This is a genomic window from Gemmatimonadota bacterium, from assembly GCA_009838845.1.
In the GTDB taxonomy this organism is placed as follows: Bacteria; Latescibacterota; UBA2968; order UBA2968; family UBA2968; genus VXRD01.
Genome location: VXRD01000162.1, coordinates 16,169 through 33,013, shown reverse-complemented (window position 1 = coordinate 33,013; position 16,845 = coordinate 16,169). Strand labels below are relative to the sequence as shown.

Annotated in this window: 13 protein-coding genes; 4 read left to right on the top strand and 9 right to left on the bottom strand. The window is 50.9% G+C overall.

The window, feature by feature from the left end:
- A partial coding sequence (locus F4Y39_22890; GenBank protein ID MYC16587.1) for a HigA family addiction module antidote protein occupies positions 1–245 on the top strand: 245 nt, incomplete at its 5' end.
- Positions 246–271: 26 nt separating this feature from the next.
- Here F4Y39_22890 and F4Y39_22885 read toward each other — a convergent pair.
- From F4Y39_22885 to F4Y39_22870, 4 genes are all read right to left on the bottom strand, one after another.
- A complete protein-coding gene (locus F4Y39_22885; GenBank protein ID MYC16586.1) occupies positions 272–1,213 on the bottom strand; it encodes a D-2-hydroxyacid dehydrogenase in 942 nt (313 codons plus the stop codon).
- A gap of 115 nt (positions 1,214–1,328) precedes the next feature.
- On the bottom strand, positions 1,329–3,017 hold the full coding sequence (locus F4Y39_22880; protein ID MYC16585.1) for a hypothetical protein: 1,689 nt from the start codon (positions 3,015–3,017) through the stop codon (positions 1,329–1,331).
- A gap of 20 nt (positions 3,018–3,037) precedes the next feature.
- Positions 3,038–5,413 (bottom strand): FtsX-like permease family protein, encoded by a 2,376-nt coding sequence (locus tag F4Y39_22875; GenBank protein ID MYC16584.1) that lies wholly within the window; start codon positions 5,411–5,413, stop codon positions 3,038–3,040.
- Positions 5,414–5,419: 6 nt separating this feature from the next.
- A complete protein-coding gene (locus tag F4Y39_22870) occupies positions 5,420–6,268 on the bottom strand; it encodes an aldo/keto reductase (GenBank protein MYC16583.1) in 849 nt (282 codons plus the stop codon).
- Between the two features lie 161 nt (positions 6,269–6,429).
- Here F4Y39_22870 and F4Y39_22865 point away from each other — a divergent pair, with 161 nt between their 5' ends.
- A complete protein-coding gene (locus F4Y39_22865; GenBank protein ID MYC16582.1) occupies positions 6,430–7,683 on the top strand; it encodes an MFS transporter in 1,254 nt (417 codons plus the stop codon).
- 60 nt (positions 7,684–7,743) lie between these two features.
- Here F4Y39_22865 and F4Y39_22860 read toward each other — a convergent pair whose 3' ends face one another.
- From F4Y39_22860 to F4Y39_22850, 3 genes are all read right to left on the bottom strand, one after another.
- Positions 7,744–8,682, bottom strand: coding sequence for a serine/threonine-protein phosphatase (locus F4Y39_22860; protein ID MYC16581.1), 939 nt, complete (start codon positions 8,680–8,682; stop codon positions 7,744–7,746).
- A gap of 25 nt (positions 8,683–8,707) precedes the next feature.
- A complete protein-coding gene (locus F4Y39_22855; GenBank protein ID MYC16580.1) occupies positions 8,708–9,718 on the bottom strand; it encodes an aldo/keto reductase in 1,011 nt (336 codons plus the stop codon).
- 65 nt (positions 9,719–9,783) lie between these two features.
- Entirely contained in the window at positions 9,784–11,979 is a 2,196-nt protein-coding gene (locus F4Y39_22850) for a hypothetical protein (protein MYC16579.1), read from the bottom strand.
- Between the two features lie 184 nt (positions 11,980–12,163).
- On the opposite strand from F4Y39_22850, the gene F4Y39_22845 reads away from it, so the two are divergent.
- Positions 12,164–12,796, top strand: a complete 633-nt coding sequence (locus F4Y39_22845; GenBank protein MYC16578.1) for a peroxiredoxin — start codon at positions 12,164–12,166, stop codon at positions 12,794–12,796.
- 64 nt (positions 12,797–12,860) lie between these two features.
- Here the strand turns inward: F4Y39_22845 and F4Y39_22840 are convergent, their stop codons facing one another.
- Positions 12,861–15,308 (bottom strand): FtsX-like permease family protein, encoded by a 2,448-nt coding sequence (locus F4Y39_22840; GenBank protein MYC16577.1) that lies wholly within the window; start codon positions 15,306–15,308, stop codon positions 12,861–12,863.
- A gap of 178 nt (positions 15,309–15,486) precedes the next feature.
- Complete coding sequence (locus F4Y39_22835; protein ID MYC16576.1) at positions 15,487–15,828, bottom strand: HigA family addiction module antidote protein; 342 nt, start codon at positions 15,826–15,828, stop codon at positions 15,487–15,489.
- 117 nt (positions 15,829–15,945) lie between these two features.
- On the opposite strand from F4Y39_22835, the gene F4Y39_22830 reads away from it, so the two are divergent.
- The gene (locus F4Y39_22830; protein ID MYC16575.1) at positions 15,946–16,791 is read left to right on the top strand and encodes a formylglycine-generating enzyme family protein; all 846 of its coding nucleotides are present in this window, start codon (positions 15,946–15,948) and stop codon (positions 16,789–16,791) included.
- Positions 16,792–16,845 lie beyond the last annotated feature (54 nt).

Sequence of the window (16,845 nt, the reverse complement as noted above, 5' to 3'; positions counted from 1 at the left end):
TTCTCAAGCCTATGAATATGAGCCAGAATCGTCTGGCCCTTGGTATAGGCGTTCCACCGTATCAAATTAACGAGATTGTATCGGGAAAGCAGGGTATCACAGCCGACATCGCTTTGCGCCTGGCGAAATATTTCAACATGTCTCCACAATTTTGGATGGGTTTGCAGATAGACTATGAACTCGACATGGCTGAAGATCTATTGGGGGATCGTTTAGACCGTGAAGTGCAAGTTTACATGAGTTGACCTCGCCTGCTCCTAATTCCTAATTCCTAATACCCCTTCTCCTTATCCACTACATTCTGCAGCGCCTCACCCCTCACATACCTGTGCAAATTATCCACAAACCGCACCATAGCGCGCCTCCGAATATGTTGTGAAGACCCCGCGCTATGCGATGTCAAAATCACATTGGGTTCGGTCCACAGCGGACTATCTTCTGGACAGGGTTCCGTATAAGTCACATCCAGCCCAATACCCGCCAGTTTGCCGGACCGCAACGCCGCGACCATAGCCTCCTCATCCACCACCTTTCCCCGACTCACATTGACGAGCAAACTACCCTCCATCAACCGATCAAACATCTCACCCGACAGCATCTTATGCGTTTCAGCCGTACTGGGGCAACACACCATAACCACATTGGACTGCGACATAAGTTCGGGCAAATAATCCATCTTCTCCAACCGATCCACGGAATCGGGACACGCCATATCCTCCGGATCGACCGCAATAACCCGAAACTCAAACGCCTTCGCGCGGTCTGCAATCGCCCGTCCAATGCCGCCCAAACCAATAATACCCATCGTCATACCCGCCAACTCCAAACACGGCACGCGCTCCCAGTGCTTGCGCTTCATAAACTCCAACTGCGTGTGAATCTGCCGCGTCAACGCCAGCAAAAGTGCAAACCCATGTTCTGCAATCTGAGGACCGAACAATCCCCCCGCATTGGTCAAAACCATATCGCTATTCTTAAATTTTTCATACAAATGCCCTTCGGCACCTGCGTGGGGTTGCTGAACCCATTTCAACGCATCTGCGTAATCAAAATCGGATTCGGCAAGCCGGCCAAAAAGCACTTCCACGCCCGATAAATAATCAGCCTGCTTTTCCCCCTCCGGCAAAAAAATCACCTCAACCTCAGAAGGCGCACCTTCTAACAACGCCTCAACATCCTCTGAATACCGACTGCCAATCAACGTGCGAACCATGCTCTATCTCCTTTTTGTCTCATGGATGGCTAAATTAATCCTCTGATCTGCATGGTACAAAAAGAAAACGCCACCGCAAAGCATTTCCGATGGCGTTTTTCGACGATATCCATTTTTACAGATACCGTTTGATGAGATCGGCAATATCCCCATACCCTTTTTTCTCTGCCCAGGCGAGTGGCGTTGCCCAATCAGCACCCGCCAGTGTGGGATCGGCACCGCGCTCGAGATAGAGACGCGCGAGATCGTATTTGCCCCATCGCGCAGCCCAGCCCAGCGGCGAAGATTGCAAAAGCTCATCAATCACATCGAGATCCGCACCATAGTCGAGCAGAATTGTCGCAAAGGCGACGCGCTCGGCTTCGGTCATAATCACTTCTCCCCACACAACACCGCATGCCGCCATGTGATGCGCAAGGCGATACCCGAAACGCCCGACCAGATTGGGGCTAACGCCGTGATCGAGAATCATGCGAAAAATCTCGGGATAGACCGTGCGATCAAAATCCCGGAATTTGCGATGAGGGTGAGTGCGCCACAGGCGCACAGGTTGCTCCAGCAAGCCAAACCAGCGACTGTCATCGGGATCCCACTCGAGTTGACGCAGACACATCCCCACAATATTTGGATCACCCCCACAGCCCGCAGCCCACAAAAGCCTCTCCGCAAGAGAAGAATCATTGTGAAGCGCAACAGCAGCGGCAGACGTCTCGCCTTCAAGCCCAGCAGTGATATGATCCAAAACCCCACCGTATCTAAACAGCAAACCCTTCATCTTATCGTCGCGATTATTATACGCAGCTGCTATGGGATTGCCACTCGCGTAAATACTCGCATTGGGATCGGCGCCGCGCTCGAGCAGAAGTTCGGCAATCTCATACTGCGAGTGCCCAGCCGCATGAGCCAGCGGTTGGCCCCATGAATAGGGTTTGGTCTCATAGTGATGCAGTTGATATCTGTCGTCGGGATCGAGCCCCAGGTCCAGCAGCATACGCACCATATCGAGATTGTCATTTTGCACAGCGATCTGTAAAAGACCGTCTCGCTCGCTGTCATTGGACTGAAAGCGTTCGGGATGTTGTCTCTTATACTCTTGAACAAAACCAAGATCCCCAAGCGCGACAGCAGACTCAAGCGATTGTTCGCATCCGGCCTGAAGCAGAATACCCGCACAAATCAAACACCCCTCGTTGAGCGGCCTGTTGCGACCGCGGATATTGTGAACAGCGCCGTCGAGAGGCGATTGACCCTCGGGGGTAAGATGGGTGATATCCGCACCGCGCTTGAGCAGATATTGAACAAGCTCATAATTTCCAAGAGATGCACCAGTGTGAATCACACTACCGCCATTGCGATGGCAGGCGTTGATCAAATCGGGATTCTTATAGAGAATTTCCACAGTCTCCATCATCCGCCCCTCTCGAATAGCCTCAAAAAGCGCATCATTCTCCTCCGTAATGGTAATATTCTCGCAAGCCGCGAGTTTGCGTTTCTCGTCTTCCTCTCGCAAAATCTGAACAATATCATCCAGACCGCGTTCATCTGCTATGGTAAGCGCGTCCGTAGCATCGCGATGGGGATAAATACCCGACGTGTGATCTGCACCCGCCTCCATAAGAACGCGCACCGCATCCGCGTGCTGATTCATAACTGCGTAATGAATGGCGAGATGCTCATTGTTTTCGGCCATATGCACATTGACCAGATCGGGTTGCACATCGAGAATCTGACGAATTTTGGCGACATCGCCCTCACTTGCGGCTTCGCATAAGTCGGCGACCTGATAAGTACCATTTGTATCCATGTTGACCCCTTTCTCTATCTTTACTCTCGGCGCAATACCTCTGCGGGATTTGCACTCGCGGCTTTATAGACTTGATATCCAACCACGAGGATTGTTGCAGCAACAACACCCAGAGCACTAACCACAAAAGGAAAAAAACCCAGATCTACGCGATAGGCAAAATTCTGCAACCAATTCCGCATCAAAAAATATCCAACCGGACACGCAATCGTGCTGGCGAACACAGCGAGCCTGGCAAAGTCCCGGCTGATCAAAACCACGAGATGAGATGCCGAAGCACCCAGCACCTTGCGAATACCAATTTCGCGGGTACGTTGTTCAGCGGCAAAAGCCGCCAAACCCGCCAGACCCAGACAGGCCAGTACAATGGCGACAATTGCAGACCGCGTAAAAATATGCCCCTGGCGTTGTTCTCGTCGGTATTTGGAATCGATATAATCGTCAATAAAAAAGTATTCAAAAGGCCGCGTTGGGATAAAATGCGACCAGGTCTCTTCGACAAAAGCCATCGTCTCCCGAATACGGTCGGGTTTAATCTTGAGATGCAAGTATTTCAAGTCCGTACCCGCCGCAGATAAAACCACAGGACCCAGAGGCTCCCTGAGAGAACGCACGTGAAAATCTCCCATCACGCCAATAACCTGCGCGTGTCTCTCCCCAATCATCAGCGTATGCCCCAGGGGATTCGACCAACCGAATCGCTTTGCAGCAGTCTCATTTATCACCACCTGCATCGCGCTCGAATTCTCTGTCACCTGCTCCGCATAAGCCTGCGAAAAACTTCGACCCGCGAGTATTGAAATATTGTAACACGTGAGAAAATCTTCATTCGCCCGAAAAACGCGCACATCAACTTCTCTGTCAGGCATTTCAACATCCGACACAAAACGTCGGCTCGGCCAACTGTGTCCGGGCAGATCCAAACTCGTACCCGCTGCGACAATATTAGGATGCTGGAGAAATCGCTGTTTGACCGCGTTATATTGACCATTTAAGCGAATTTGCTCCGCATCGGGACCAAAAATTTTCACCACAACAATCTCATCGCGATCAAAACCCAAATATTTACTCTGCACCAGATCCATTTGCTGATAGACCACGAGCGTAGATGCAATGAGAATAGCAGACACGGCAAATTGCACCACTACGAGACCTTTCCGTAGCCAGAGATCTCCTGGAAGCCTGTTGCGCAGCCCCTTCAGCGCATCGACGGGCTGCTGCGCCGAAAGATAAAAAGCGGGATAACTTCCCGAAACCAGAGCGGTAACCAGCGCAATGCACACAATCCACCAAACATGATCAAAAATATTAAAGACAAGCGGTTGACCCATCAGACCTGAAAATTGGGGCAGCAGCAACACCGTCAATCCAAAAGATACGGGCAGAGCAACCCCGGTAAACAACACAGACTCGCACAAAAACTGCCCCATAATATGCTGCCTGCGCGCCCCCACAACCTTGCGCAGACCAATTTCGCGGGCGCGTATAGCTGATCGCGCAGTAGCCAGATTCATAAAATTGATACAGGCGATGAGCAAAATACCCACGCCCAGAACAGACAGGGGATAGAGATCGCGGACATCCCGATACGGCATCCCCGAATCACCTGTAAAACCCTCCAGATCAATCCTGGAATACAGATGGACGCGCGGCAAAGCCTGGAGATGGTAAGTCGCCTCTTGAGACTCAGACGGAAAGCGAGCGACAAGCGCATGCTCGAGAGCCGCAACATCGGCATCGGGACGCAAACGCACGTAAATCGGCGCAGTGCGTATAGCCCAGTTATCAGACGCAAAAAACGTCACACTATCAAACTCCAGGCGCGTATTGGTGGGACGATCCTTCATCACAGCAACAACCGTAAACACCTGCTGATAGGTCTCGCGCTGCACCTCAACGGTGCGACCAATGGGGTCTTTATGACCATAGAGCTTTTGGGCGACGCTCTGCGTTAAAACAATGGACGCATCTCGGCGTTTGAGCGCAGTAGCATCCCCTCGAATAATATCCAGACCAAAGAAATCCACAGCATCTCCATCAACCGGACACAGGCGCTGTTGAAATAACCGGTCCTCCGCGCGGAACCAGGACGTGATACGGCGGAACTGAACAACGGCCTCGACCTCGGGATATTCATCGCGCAAATGCACGGCAATCTCTGAGGGAAGTGCGCCGCGCCATTCGACTTGCCCCCGCGCATCTATATCCCTCTTCATAATCCGATAAACCCGGTCGGCATGGGGGCGAAAGGCGTCATAGCTCATCTCGTAGCGGATAGAAAGCATAATGAGCACAGCACACGTCAATCCAATGGCAAGACTACTCAGACTGATAATCGCATAGAACTTGTGACGCATCGCGTTGCGAATCGCAACTGTCAGAAAATTGTAGAACATGGAAACTCAGGGAAAACGACCAGCGTGTTGATAGACGCGGTCTCCGTGTGCCATAAGCATCTCATTCTCTTCTGGCGCAGGTGCCCGCCAATCATCCAACAGTGAAAAATCGTGCTCAAGCTCCGCCCGGTCGTTGGGCGCTGCAATCGCAATGGCGACAGAGGGATAGGCCAGTGCAAAACGGTACCACTCTCTTGCAGGTGGCGGTATAAAATCGGGTGGATCGTCCGGAGTGGGCTTCATCAAAGCACCCCAGCGCAGACAGGTATAAACAACCACCGGAATACTGATCGGATCGGTCAACGGGAACACATCCTCTTCTGCCCCCCGGTGGGCGGCATTGTACCGGAGCATAAGCATATCCAGAGGGCGGGACTCAACCTGTTCAGGTGCTCTGAGTTCACCCATAGCAATGCGCGCGGCCATATTGCGCTGGTGGCTGGTAAGCCCGAGAAAGCGCACCTTACCCTGCTCGCGGGCGCGAGCCATAGCTTCATAAGCGCCCCCTTCAGACGCGATATCGCACCATTCGCCCTCGCTCTCCACATAGTAAAAAGTCACAACATCTATATAATCGGTATTCAGCTCACACAACGCATCTTCAAGCTCCCGTTCCGCACCTGAAGCAGTACGGGACTTAAGCTGCCATGCCAGTACAATCTCCTCCCGCTCCACCCCCATACCCGCAACAGCGCTACTCAAACCATCGGGACGACCGCACCAATTGAGATAATTGACACCGCGCTCAACTGCATAACGGACATCGGCAGGGGACAAATGCGTATTGCCCCTCGTAGCCAGACCCAGGCGGCAAAGAGGCGGAGTATTCTGATCAAATTGAAAAGTACGTCGCATGAATTCCTCCCGAAACTGTTTAACACAATTTCATAAACAAAAATACTGCACATATGTATAGTTTAATTTTGGGAAATGTCAAGGGCAAACACATAGATTTTAGCGATGTATTGACATCGGGCGTAAGATAGCTATAATCATGTCCAAATTTGACATAATTCTTGCGAACAGGAAGCATATTGACAAAACACAATCCCTATGAAGCATTTCACATCAGGGAATTTCGGTTATACGCACTGGGCTGGTTTGCCGCATTAGTCGGCACGCAAATTCAGAGCGCCGCCATAGGATGGGAAATGTACGCGCGCACCGGGCAGGCACTCGCGCTCGGCCTGGTGGGTCTGGCAATCGCATTACCCACAATGATCCTCGCACTCCCCGCGGGATATCTCGCCGACCGCTTTAACCGACGCACAGTCATGATGTTGAGCTTAACGGGCACAACATTAACCTCTCTGGGCCTTGCCGCAGTATCGTGGAAACAGGGACCAATTGCCCTGATGTACGCCATACTCGTCGTCGATGCCGCAATAACCGTACTCGGCGCCCCAGCACGGCGGGCAATTGTACCCCAATTGGTACCCCGCGGGATATTTCCCAATGCCGTGGCATGGAGCATGAGCTTGATGCAAATGGCGTGGGTAGTGGGACCCATGATCGGAGGCCTTATCGCAGCAGTTTACGTACCTGCAGCGTACCTTGCAAGTGCCGGATGTACGGGATGGTTCTTGTTGATATTGTCCCGATTGCGCGTACCGCCCGTAGAACGCGATAAAAATGCAGCGCGAATTTCACCACTACAAAATCTGATGGGCGGACTGGTGTTTCTGAAGAAAAATCAATTACTATTGTCGCTCATGGCACTGGACATGTTTGCCGTACTCCTGGGCGGAGCCGTGTATCTATTGCCGATTTACGCGCAGGATATATTGAAGGTAGGCTCAGAGGGATTCGGAATATTGCGATCAGCACCTGCGGTGGGTGCCCTGATAATGGCACTGACACTGGCACACCTGCCCCCGATGAAAAAAGCCGGCAGAAATCTGCTCCTCACCGTAGCTGGATTTGGCGTGGCAACCATAGTCTTCGGAATATCGGAAAACTTCTGGTTGTCATTTGCGATGCTCGTATTAACCGGGGCATTTGACAACGTAAGCATGGTCATTCGTCACACACTCGTACAGTTAATCACCCCCGATGCAATGCGCGGCAGGGTATCGGCTGTAAACGGAGTATTTGTGAGCGCGTCAAATGAACTGGGTGGCCTCGAATCTGGAGGTGTGGCGGAATTGTATGGACCTGTATTCTCAGTCGTAAGCGGCGGCATCGGAACGCTTTTGGTCACAGGCATAACAGCAATAGCTTCCCCGAGCTTGAGAAAAGTAGGTGCATTGGATGAAGTAGAAGAAGGATAGTGTGAAAGGAGGGATGTTGATCAGGCCCAGAGCGAAGTATGTTGGACCGCAACCTGTGATCTAATGCCGCTTGATAACAACATAACTGATATCGTCATCGGGTGTATTAAACGCGATGAGGTCCTCTTTAATCGCGTAGAAAATTTCTTTGGCAGTCAGATCTTTGATCTCGTGAAGTTTTTGTTCCAGATAATGCGGCGCGTAAAACTCGCCATTTCGGTGGTGTTCAACCAGACCATCGGTAAAAAGAATAAGAATATCGCCCGTGCCCATCAAATCCCATTCGTTAAGTTGGTATTCTTCCTTAAAACCGAGCACACTCTCATTGATATTGCGATCGATATCGCGTCCCGAAGGAAGCGTACCAATGGGCGGAGAGGCAATCATTCTATCTTCGGACACATCGACAATACCTTTGTACTTGCGCGAATACACCAGCGGCATGGGATGTCCTGCCGACAGAAACTGGAAATGCCCTTCCTGAGATATCTCCCCGTAAATCATCGTAATAAATTTACTGAGACTCGACGAATTGTAAAATCGCGTATTGAGATTTTCAAACAACTTGGCCGTAATATTGCCGTAATAATCCATCTCGTAAATCGCACCCATCAGAAAAGCCTGATGGAGCATCGCGGCGAGAAGCGCGTCCGTGATCTGGTGCCCCGAAACATCGGCTACTGCCACACCGGCCTTAAAGCGACATTCCTCCAGCTTTTTGACAACATAATCCTGCCCGCGGTCACGAGCTTTTTCTATACGTGCATCGAGATCATAGCGCTTCTTAAAATCGACATAAACAATATGATCGCCACCCACAATACCGTTGAGCGGAATAGTCTCGCCGTAAATATCAACCCCATCGAGCGCGGGTATTTCCCCAGGCAATGGTGTGACGTAGCGGGCAATATCCTGAAAATTATTCAACTCCCCCATGAGCATCTTCATGGAATCATTCACTTGCTGGAGACCCGTTTCGTCTATCTCATCAAAAGCCATAGAATTTTTATCACCTATCTAAATATTAACCCGGCATCTGCACAGCCTCGAGCCGCTGCACATCCCGATCTTTCTCCATAGACTCTGGATACCGATCGGGCAAATGCGAGACGCTGTTGAGACACTCGAGACACTCGCCTTCGAGCCGAAAATCTGCGGATTGAATATTATCTTCGAGATGTGCAAGGGTGCGCGCACCAACAATAGCAGACGTAATAGCGGGTTGTTCGAGCACCCAGCGCAAAGCAACCTGTGCAGGACTGCGCCCGAGTTCATCAGCCACCTTAAACAACTCTGCCAACGTCTCGTCGGCACTGTCCGCAAAATACTTTTGGGGATAACCCCATCCCTCTTCAGAACGCGACCCCGCATGGATGCGCTCGCTGGGTTTGTATTTCCCAGACAGAAACCCACCCGCCAGTGGACTCCACACAACCACCCCCAGACCTTTCCCCTGACAAACGGGAATGAGTTCTTGCTCAATATCCCGCACAACAAGGCTGTATTGCGGCTGGTAGCACACAAAGCGCGGCAGACCATTGTGATCGCTAATCCACAGCGCATCCATCAAACGCCATGCCTGATAGTTACTACAGGCAATATATCGCACCTTGCCCTGATGCACCAGATCGTCCAGGGCGCGAAGCATTTCTTCTACAGGCGTCTGCTGATCAACATGGTGAATATAGTAAATATCGACATAATCCATCCCAAGGCGCTGCAAACTATCTTCAATCGCCTGCATAATATGAAAACGCGACATCCCCGAATCATTGGGACCTGACCCCACGGGATTGTAGAACTTGGTCGCAACAACAGCATCTCTTCGTCGGCCCTTGAGTGCCCTGCCCAGATAGTCCTCCGACAAACCGCTGGCATAAGAATTGGCCGTATCAAAAAAATTGACACCGCGATCCACAGCCAGATCGACCAGCCGTCTGGATTCAGCCCTGTCCGCGCCATTGCCAAACGTCATCGTACCCAGGCAGATCTCAGAAACCTTAAGCCCACAGCGTCCCAATTGGCGGTATTCCATTCATCCTCCCAAAAAATCTCGAGCCAAACACAACTCTTGAAAAGTAACCATTTGCCAGTCTCAAATCAAGTCAGGCAATCCTCATCCGACAAAATCTTGTACGACGACATAAACGGCACATAAAAAGAAGCAAACGATTTGGGACCCGAACCATCAAAAAGCACAGTATCCCCAACGAGATCCTTGACAATGCGCTTGCCACTGCGACTACCACCTGGACGCATGGATTTCATCATCCGCTCGGCCTGTTCCAAAAAGCGTTTATCGCCCGAGTGCTCATAAGCATGACACAGCGCTTCCATTTCTCGAGGACCGCCCGCGCGCCGCTGAAGGCTCGGCAATTCCTTGTAAAAAAAGCGACCATCGGGCATCACACAGTGATCGAGCAAATCGCCCATCTCCGCCACAATAAGTGGTGGAATGCGGCCGTCTCCCGTCGCGGTATAATACCGATGCAACGCATTGATCGCTATGGAAATCATAAAAGGAACGCGCACCAGCGTATGCGCGGTATAAGGCGCGAGAAAAGCCCCCCATTTTTCTTTCCACGCAATAAATTGCTCGGCAATTCTGCGACACGCATCGAGATATTTTTCTTCTTTCGTCTCAATGTACACAGCAATCAGACCGCGCATCGCCCAGCCAGTCTCGCGGGCTTGCTGACCCCCAGCGCGAGAAAATTTGGGCGACTCGAGATGGCGGATCATATTATCCGCAATGGAAATGGCCTTTTCGCGAGCCTCCCGTTTACCGGTCATGTGATAATAATCCAGCAACCCCTCGGTCCACTCGTGCGAAGGCGTTACACTACCCGTCACATGACCCGCCGTGTGAATGGGTTGTCCACCCATCTTGAGTGGATCGTCGCTGTAATGGCAAAAATCCACATCAATCCAGTGTTGTGCAGCCACACACGCGGCATCTCTAAACCGGCGCTCACCCGTCTTCGCATAGAGCAAAAACATCGCATGTGGAAAATCGTATTCATTATTGGTCCACACCAACTCCCCTTTGCCGCGCCCCTGCTGCGTGTACCCGTGATCGGGACCATCGCCCCAGTGCATCATCCCAAGCCCCTGATTGCGCCCATCGGCCATATTGATAATACTGGCTTCAATATCCCAATTTTTATTCGTGGGAAAGAGATTCTCCCAAACATTGGCTTCGCGATACCACGACTCGGGCAAAATACCGATATCCGGATATTGAAATTGGAGCGATTGTACAATAACATCGTCCAGAGACATAGCAGAAGTGTGAAAATAAAATTGCATGCGATGGGTCTTGGCCACACCCTGCAAAACCTTGACGGGATCCTGACTCGCGGGATAAATATCCAGATCAATGCCACCTTCGCCAACTGCAATCCCCTTGGGAAAATTTTGATGCGCTTGAAAAGGCGTAATACAAACGCCCTTTTCAGCATCGCACCAGTCTGCCCAGAAATCCCCGTAAAACGTATCAAGCACGTGTTCAACAGACTGAAAAACAATCGTCTCAGCATCCAGAAGACGCGCATTTGCCCCCTCTGTAAGATCGGTGCGATAATAACCCTCTCCAGTAGCGCATCGCACATCGCCCGCACCCAATGCCGCGAACTTCAGCGCAATCTCTGCCACATCAACACTCGCCACCTTCTCTCGATTGATAAACTGATAATCCAGGCGAAGAAAAGGTTTTCCCGCCCATGCCTCAATGAGAACGCGCATATCGAACAATGTCCCCACATCGCCAACGTGCTCACCCGCACACTCAACCAGACTCCGCACGGGACCTGACTCCAGAACAGTAATGGTATCGATATTGGCGAAATACGATCCACCTTCTGCACCAGCTATACCAAAAGAAGCATTTGCACCAAACCATTCAATATCATTTACGCGAATCGCCTTAAAAAGATCTGTCCCAAGCCCAACATCAACAGAAAGAACACCCGTATCAATAGTATAGAAACCTCCCCCTTGCGTCACCGTAGTCCTCTCATCGGGATCAGGCGAAGCAATACTACCATCAGTGGCAAAAGTGAGATCATGTGCGAGGTTGCCGGGAAGATCAGCCAGAAAATGCGCCATAAGCCACTTGATCGACCCATCGTCCCAGCGCGCTGTAACATCGGCCTGAACCGCTATATCTCTTCCATCATTACAAATACCAAATTGCCCAGAGTCGGTGAGTCGCCCCTGGGCAAATGGAATACCGAGTGAAACGGGTTCGCCAACGCGGTCGTACATCGAAAGTTTGTCAAAATGAATCGTGGACACAATTCCTCCCTTGAGATCATCAAACCAATCTGCGTTTCATCGAATATATTTCAAAGCCCCACCTCATGCAACAACGCGATGGACTTGACAACTTGACGGAGTATCGTTTTGTCTTATATTATCGCCACGCAGTTGGATTTTGAAGCCTCTATCTCCTCCACAATCCAATAGAAAGGATTACACTATGTCATTGCAGTTAGGCGATGTTGCCCCCGACTTTACGGCAGAAACCACGGAAGGCACCATCAATTTTCACGAATGGTTGGGCGATGGCTGGGGCATTCTGTTCTCCCATCCCGCCGACTTTACGCCGGTATGCACCACCGAATTGGGCGCCATGGCGAATATCAAAGACGAATTTGACAAGCGCGGCGTCAAAGTTTTAGCCATCAGCGTTGATCCCCTCGAATCCCATGAAGGCTGGATTAGCGACATCAACGAAACGCAAAATGCAACCGTAAATTATCCGATGATCGCCGACCCTGACCGCCAGGTAGCCGACCTCTACGAAATGATCCATCCCAATGCAGATAACACGCTAACTGTGCGATCGGTATTTGTAATTGGACCCGACAAAACAATCAAACTGATGCTCACCTACCCCGCATCTACGGGCCGCAACTTCGACGAAATACTGCGCGTAGTCGATTCCCTGCAATTGACAGCCAGGCACAGTTTGGCCACGCCAGTGAACTGGCGACCCGGCGAAGACGTGATTATTTCGCCTACAGTTACAGACGAAGAAGCCGACGAGCGATTCCCCGGATACACCGCTGTAAAACCCTATTTGCGCGTCATACAGCAACCCGCTGAGTAAACGACCACCCGCAAAAAGCAAAAGGTCTGTGACACTTGTCACAGACCTTTTTTATTTTCACTATCTATTCATGCCGCAGTGCTTCCACCGGATTCGATACCGCCGCGCGAAGGGCGTGGAAACTCACAGTAAACAACGCAATCGCCAGGGCAACCGCCCCACTCAAAACGAATATCCACCACGAAAGATCCGTGCGATAGGCAAAGCCAGCCAGCCAACTGTCCATCGCAAAATACACAACCGGCCATGCAAACAAATTCGCAATCAAAACCATAATTGCAAATGTTCTGGAAACCAAAATCACAATATTGGACACGCTCGCACCCAACACCTTGCGCACCCCAATCTCTTTCACGCGCTGCTCAACTGTAAATGCCGCAAGACCAAAAAGCCCCATACACGCGAGCAAAATCGCCATCCCCGAAGAGAACAACGTCAGCGCCTGCGCTCGTTGTTCTGCAGAGTACATATATTCAAACTGCTGATCCCACATCAGATAATCAAAAGGCTGATCTGCGGGAGCGAAACGCTTCCAGGTCTCTTCAAAAAAAGCGAGCGTCTCTTCCATACCCTCGGCTTTGACGCGCGCGCCCAGATTATAAAATTGCTGATGCCGAAGCGTCAGTGCAATGGGCCCAATTTTTTCGTGCAACGGACTATAGTGAAAGTCCTTCACAACGCCAATCACCGTCCCCTTCCGATTTCTCACCCGATCAACCCACTCAAAAGACTTGCCAATAGGATCATCCCAACCGAGCCGCGCAACCGCTGTTTCATTGATAATAAACGCTCTTGACGTATCTGTCGGAAATGCAATCGGATCAAATTTACGTCCCTCTACCAGTTCGATTTGAAACACATCGAGATAATCTTCATCGACCTCCAGAAGGGGCATGCGCCAGTCCGTGCCCTCGTGTCCCTCTGCCCGAATGGTTCGGGTAATACCCCCGCCCCATCCAATCCACCAGCGATACGCCGTCACCTCAAGCACATTCGGATGGGCGCGAAAAGCCTCTTTCACCGTCGCATAACGGGCGGCGAGCTTTTGCCCCGGATCCGATTTTGTCTCCTGATCGAGAACAAATATAGGTATGAGCACCATCTGCTCCACATTAAAACCCAGATTCTTGTTTCTCATATAATCGAGTTGCCGATAGATCACTCCCGTACTCGCGAGCAGGATAATTGAAATCGCAAATTGCACCACCACCAGCCCCTTCCGGATCCACTGCCCCCGAGAACCCGCGCGAAAAGCCCCCTTTAGCGTCTCTGTGGGTTCATACGCCGAAAGAAAAAATGCGGGATAAACACCAGCCAACAGCCCGACAAATACGGCAATACCAATCAAAGAAATGGCGAGCAAAGGATCACTCGACAAATTCAACTCAATCTGCTTATAGAAAAAGGCATTAAACTCGGGAAGCACAAGTTCGACGGCACTAAGCGCGAGCACAAGCGCGACCATTGCCGTGAGAACAGACTCGCCCAAAAACTGCCCCATCAGTTGTGAACGATACGCACCCGATACCTTTCGCAAACCCACCTCGTGCGCCCTGCGAGCCGATTGCGCCGTCGTCAAATTTGTGAAATTAATACATCCAATCGCAAGCACCAGAACTGCAATAGCCCCAAATTGATAAACGCGGTCAATATCGCCGTACCAATCCAGGTTGTAGTCCTGCCTCGAATAGAGATAAATGCGATTGAGAGGCTGGAGATGATACGCATTTGTGCGTGCGATCTCTGCCCCCATATAGCGATCAATCAATTCGGGAAATTTTGCGGACAGCGCCTTTGGATCCGCCCCTTCTCGCAGCAAAAAATACGTATTGACGGGACGCCAACCATCGGTTGGTATCCAATCTTCCCAGGCGTATTTCGCGCCTGGGGACGTAAATCCGCCTGTTGAGAGATAATCGATTTCACCGAAGCCGAGTGTAGAATTGCGAGGCATATCTTTTAATACCGCTGTGATGGTGCGCTCGCCTCCGTGGTGATTGCTCTCAGCGGTGATGGTCTTGCCAATCGGATCTTCGTCTCCAAACAACCGTTTTGCTGCTGATTCTGTTATCGCGATCGCATTGGGATTGGGAAATGCAGTTTCGAGATTGCCGCGCACAAAGGGAAAATCGAAAATTTCAAACAACTCGGGATCCGCAACACAGACACCCATCTCGAACTTTTTTTCATCCAAACGCACATCTACGGAACTCCACGTTATCACGCGCACGGCTTTCTCTACTTCGGGAAAATCCCGCTCAAGTGCCCGCGCCAGCGCACCCGACGTTAATGGCAAATAATCTGATTGCCCTCCAGATCGGGTCTCTCGGATCACGCGATAGATCCGATCTCCTTTTGCATGCCAACTGTCAAAACTCAACTCGTCCTGAATATAGAGCACGATCAAAAAGCACGTACCCAGACCAATGGCAAGCCCCAGAATATTAATTGCACTAAAGGATTTTTGCCGATTGAGATTTCTCAGTGCGATAACCAGATAATTTCTAAACACAACAACCCGCCTCCGTTACAAATAGAGCATCTTAAAAAACTATCATCAATTGGACACATCTGGATCGCATATAGTTTCTCTTTCAGCACGTAATACAGCACCCTGCTGACTAACCGAGCCACCCGTAAAAAGCAAAAGGCCTGTGACGAGTGTCACAGACCTTTTTAGTCAGAATAGATCAATCGGGCAATGGCTCAAGTTGTGCGATTTTCTCTGCTTGTTCAGTGCGCATCGCATGCCACAAATCCCAATCCGATTGCAAGTCAAGCCAGAAATCTGCGGACATGCCCAGCACCTGTGCCAGACGCAATGCGATATCTGGTGTGACACATCGCTTGCCGTTTATAACTTCATTCAAACGCGGGAATGAGACGCCTAATCTCACTGCAAAGGCCGATTGACTGATTCCCAGGGGCTTGAGAAATTCTTCCAACAACATTTCGCCCGGATGCGTCGGTGGTCGGTTGGTCGGAAGCCGTCGCTCTGTCAATTTAGTGATAGTCTGTAATTTCGATTTCATAAGCGTCACCTTAACCCATTAGACACACCTTAATAGCAGATGGTTTCTCTTTTAATACCGATACATTATATTGAGTGATATTTCCCACTCTCCCATACATTCTCTACCTGATTCACTATGAAGACTATTACCCGCACAACCCTCTATCTCATCATCCTCTCTACCGTCCTACCCGGATGCAAAGACAAACCCACTGCCCCGCCGGAAGAACCAGAGTCGCCACCGCCCGTTGTATCGCAGACGCAAACCGGTATCCAGATCACAACCCATGTGGGCACGACACACACCCTCATCTTAATACCCGAAGGACCGTTCGAAATGGGTGCCAACAACGGCATACGCAACGAAGGACCTGAACACACCGTCCACCTCAAAGCCTATTACATAGACCATACAGAAATCTCCAATGCCCAATGGAACCCCTACGCCATCGCAGAACGTCAACTGCCCAACTTCGACCCGCCCGAACATCCTGTTGTCAACATCAATTGGTTTCAAGCCGGCGAATACTGCGCATGGCTCGGCGGACGCCTGCCCACCGAAGCCGAATGGGAAAAAGCAGCACGCGGAACCGATGGGCGTATCTATCCCTGGGGCGCTGCCCCGGATCCCAACCGCGCCAACTACCTCAACAGCGGCGACCCCTTTGACAACGGCACAGCACCTGTTGCATATTATCGTGAAGGCAATAGAGACGGGCGCAGCCCTTATGGCGTATCGGACATGGCCGGCAACGTTTGGGAATGGACACAAGACGAATACGACAGCGCGTACTATCAACGCAGCCCACGCGATAACCCCGTCAACTACGAAATCAAAACCCATTTCTTGCACCTCGAACGCGTTGTCCGCGGCGGATCCTGGTTCAGCACGGCCTTCCTGGTGCGCACAACAGCGCGCGACGCTCGAACATCCAATCTCCAGACCAATACCCTTGGATTTCGGTGTGTGGTGGATCGGTAATTTTAAATGGGAATAATACTGTGTTGCTTGTCGAAAGTATTGGTGATAATTCCA

Excerpts from the sequence above, each read along its gene's own strand:
- F4Y39_22885 (MYC16586.1), bottom strand. The coding sequence starts at position 1,213 with ATGGTTCGCACGTTGATTGGCAGTCGGTATTCAGAGGATGTTGAGGCG.
- F4Y39_22880 (MYC16585.1), bottom strand. The coding sequence starts at position 3,017 with ATGGATACAAATGGTACTTATCAGGTCGCCGACTTATGCGAAGCCGCA.
- F4Y39_22875 (MYC16584.1), bottom strand. The coding sequence starts at position 5,413 with ATGTTCTACAATTTTCTGACAGTTGCGATTCGCAACGCGATGCGTCAC.
- F4Y39_22870 (MYC16583.1), bottom strand. The coding sequence starts at position 6,268 with ATGCGACGTACTTTTCAATTTGATCAGAATACTCCGCCTCTTTGCCGC.
- F4Y39_22860 (MYC16581.1), bottom strand. The coding sequence starts at position 8,682 with ATGGCTTTTGATGAGATAGACGAAACGGGTCTCCAGCAAGTGAATGAT.
- F4Y39_22855 (MYC16580.1), bottom strand. The coding sequence starts at position 9,718 with ATGGAATACCGCCAATTGGGACGCTGTGGGCTTAAGGTTTCTGAGATC.
- F4Y39_22845 (MYC16578.1), top strand. The coding sequence starts at position 12,164 with ATGTCATTGCAGTTAGGCGATGTTGCCCCCGACTTTACGGCAGAAACC.
- F4Y39_22835 (MYC16576.1), bottom strand. The coding sequence starts at position 15,828 with ATGAAATCGAAATTACAGACTATCACTAAATTGACAGAGCGACGGCTT.
- F4Y39_22830 (MYC16575.1), top strand. The coding sequence starts at position 15,946 with ATGAAGACTATTACCCGCACAACCCTCTATCTCATCATCCTCTCTACC.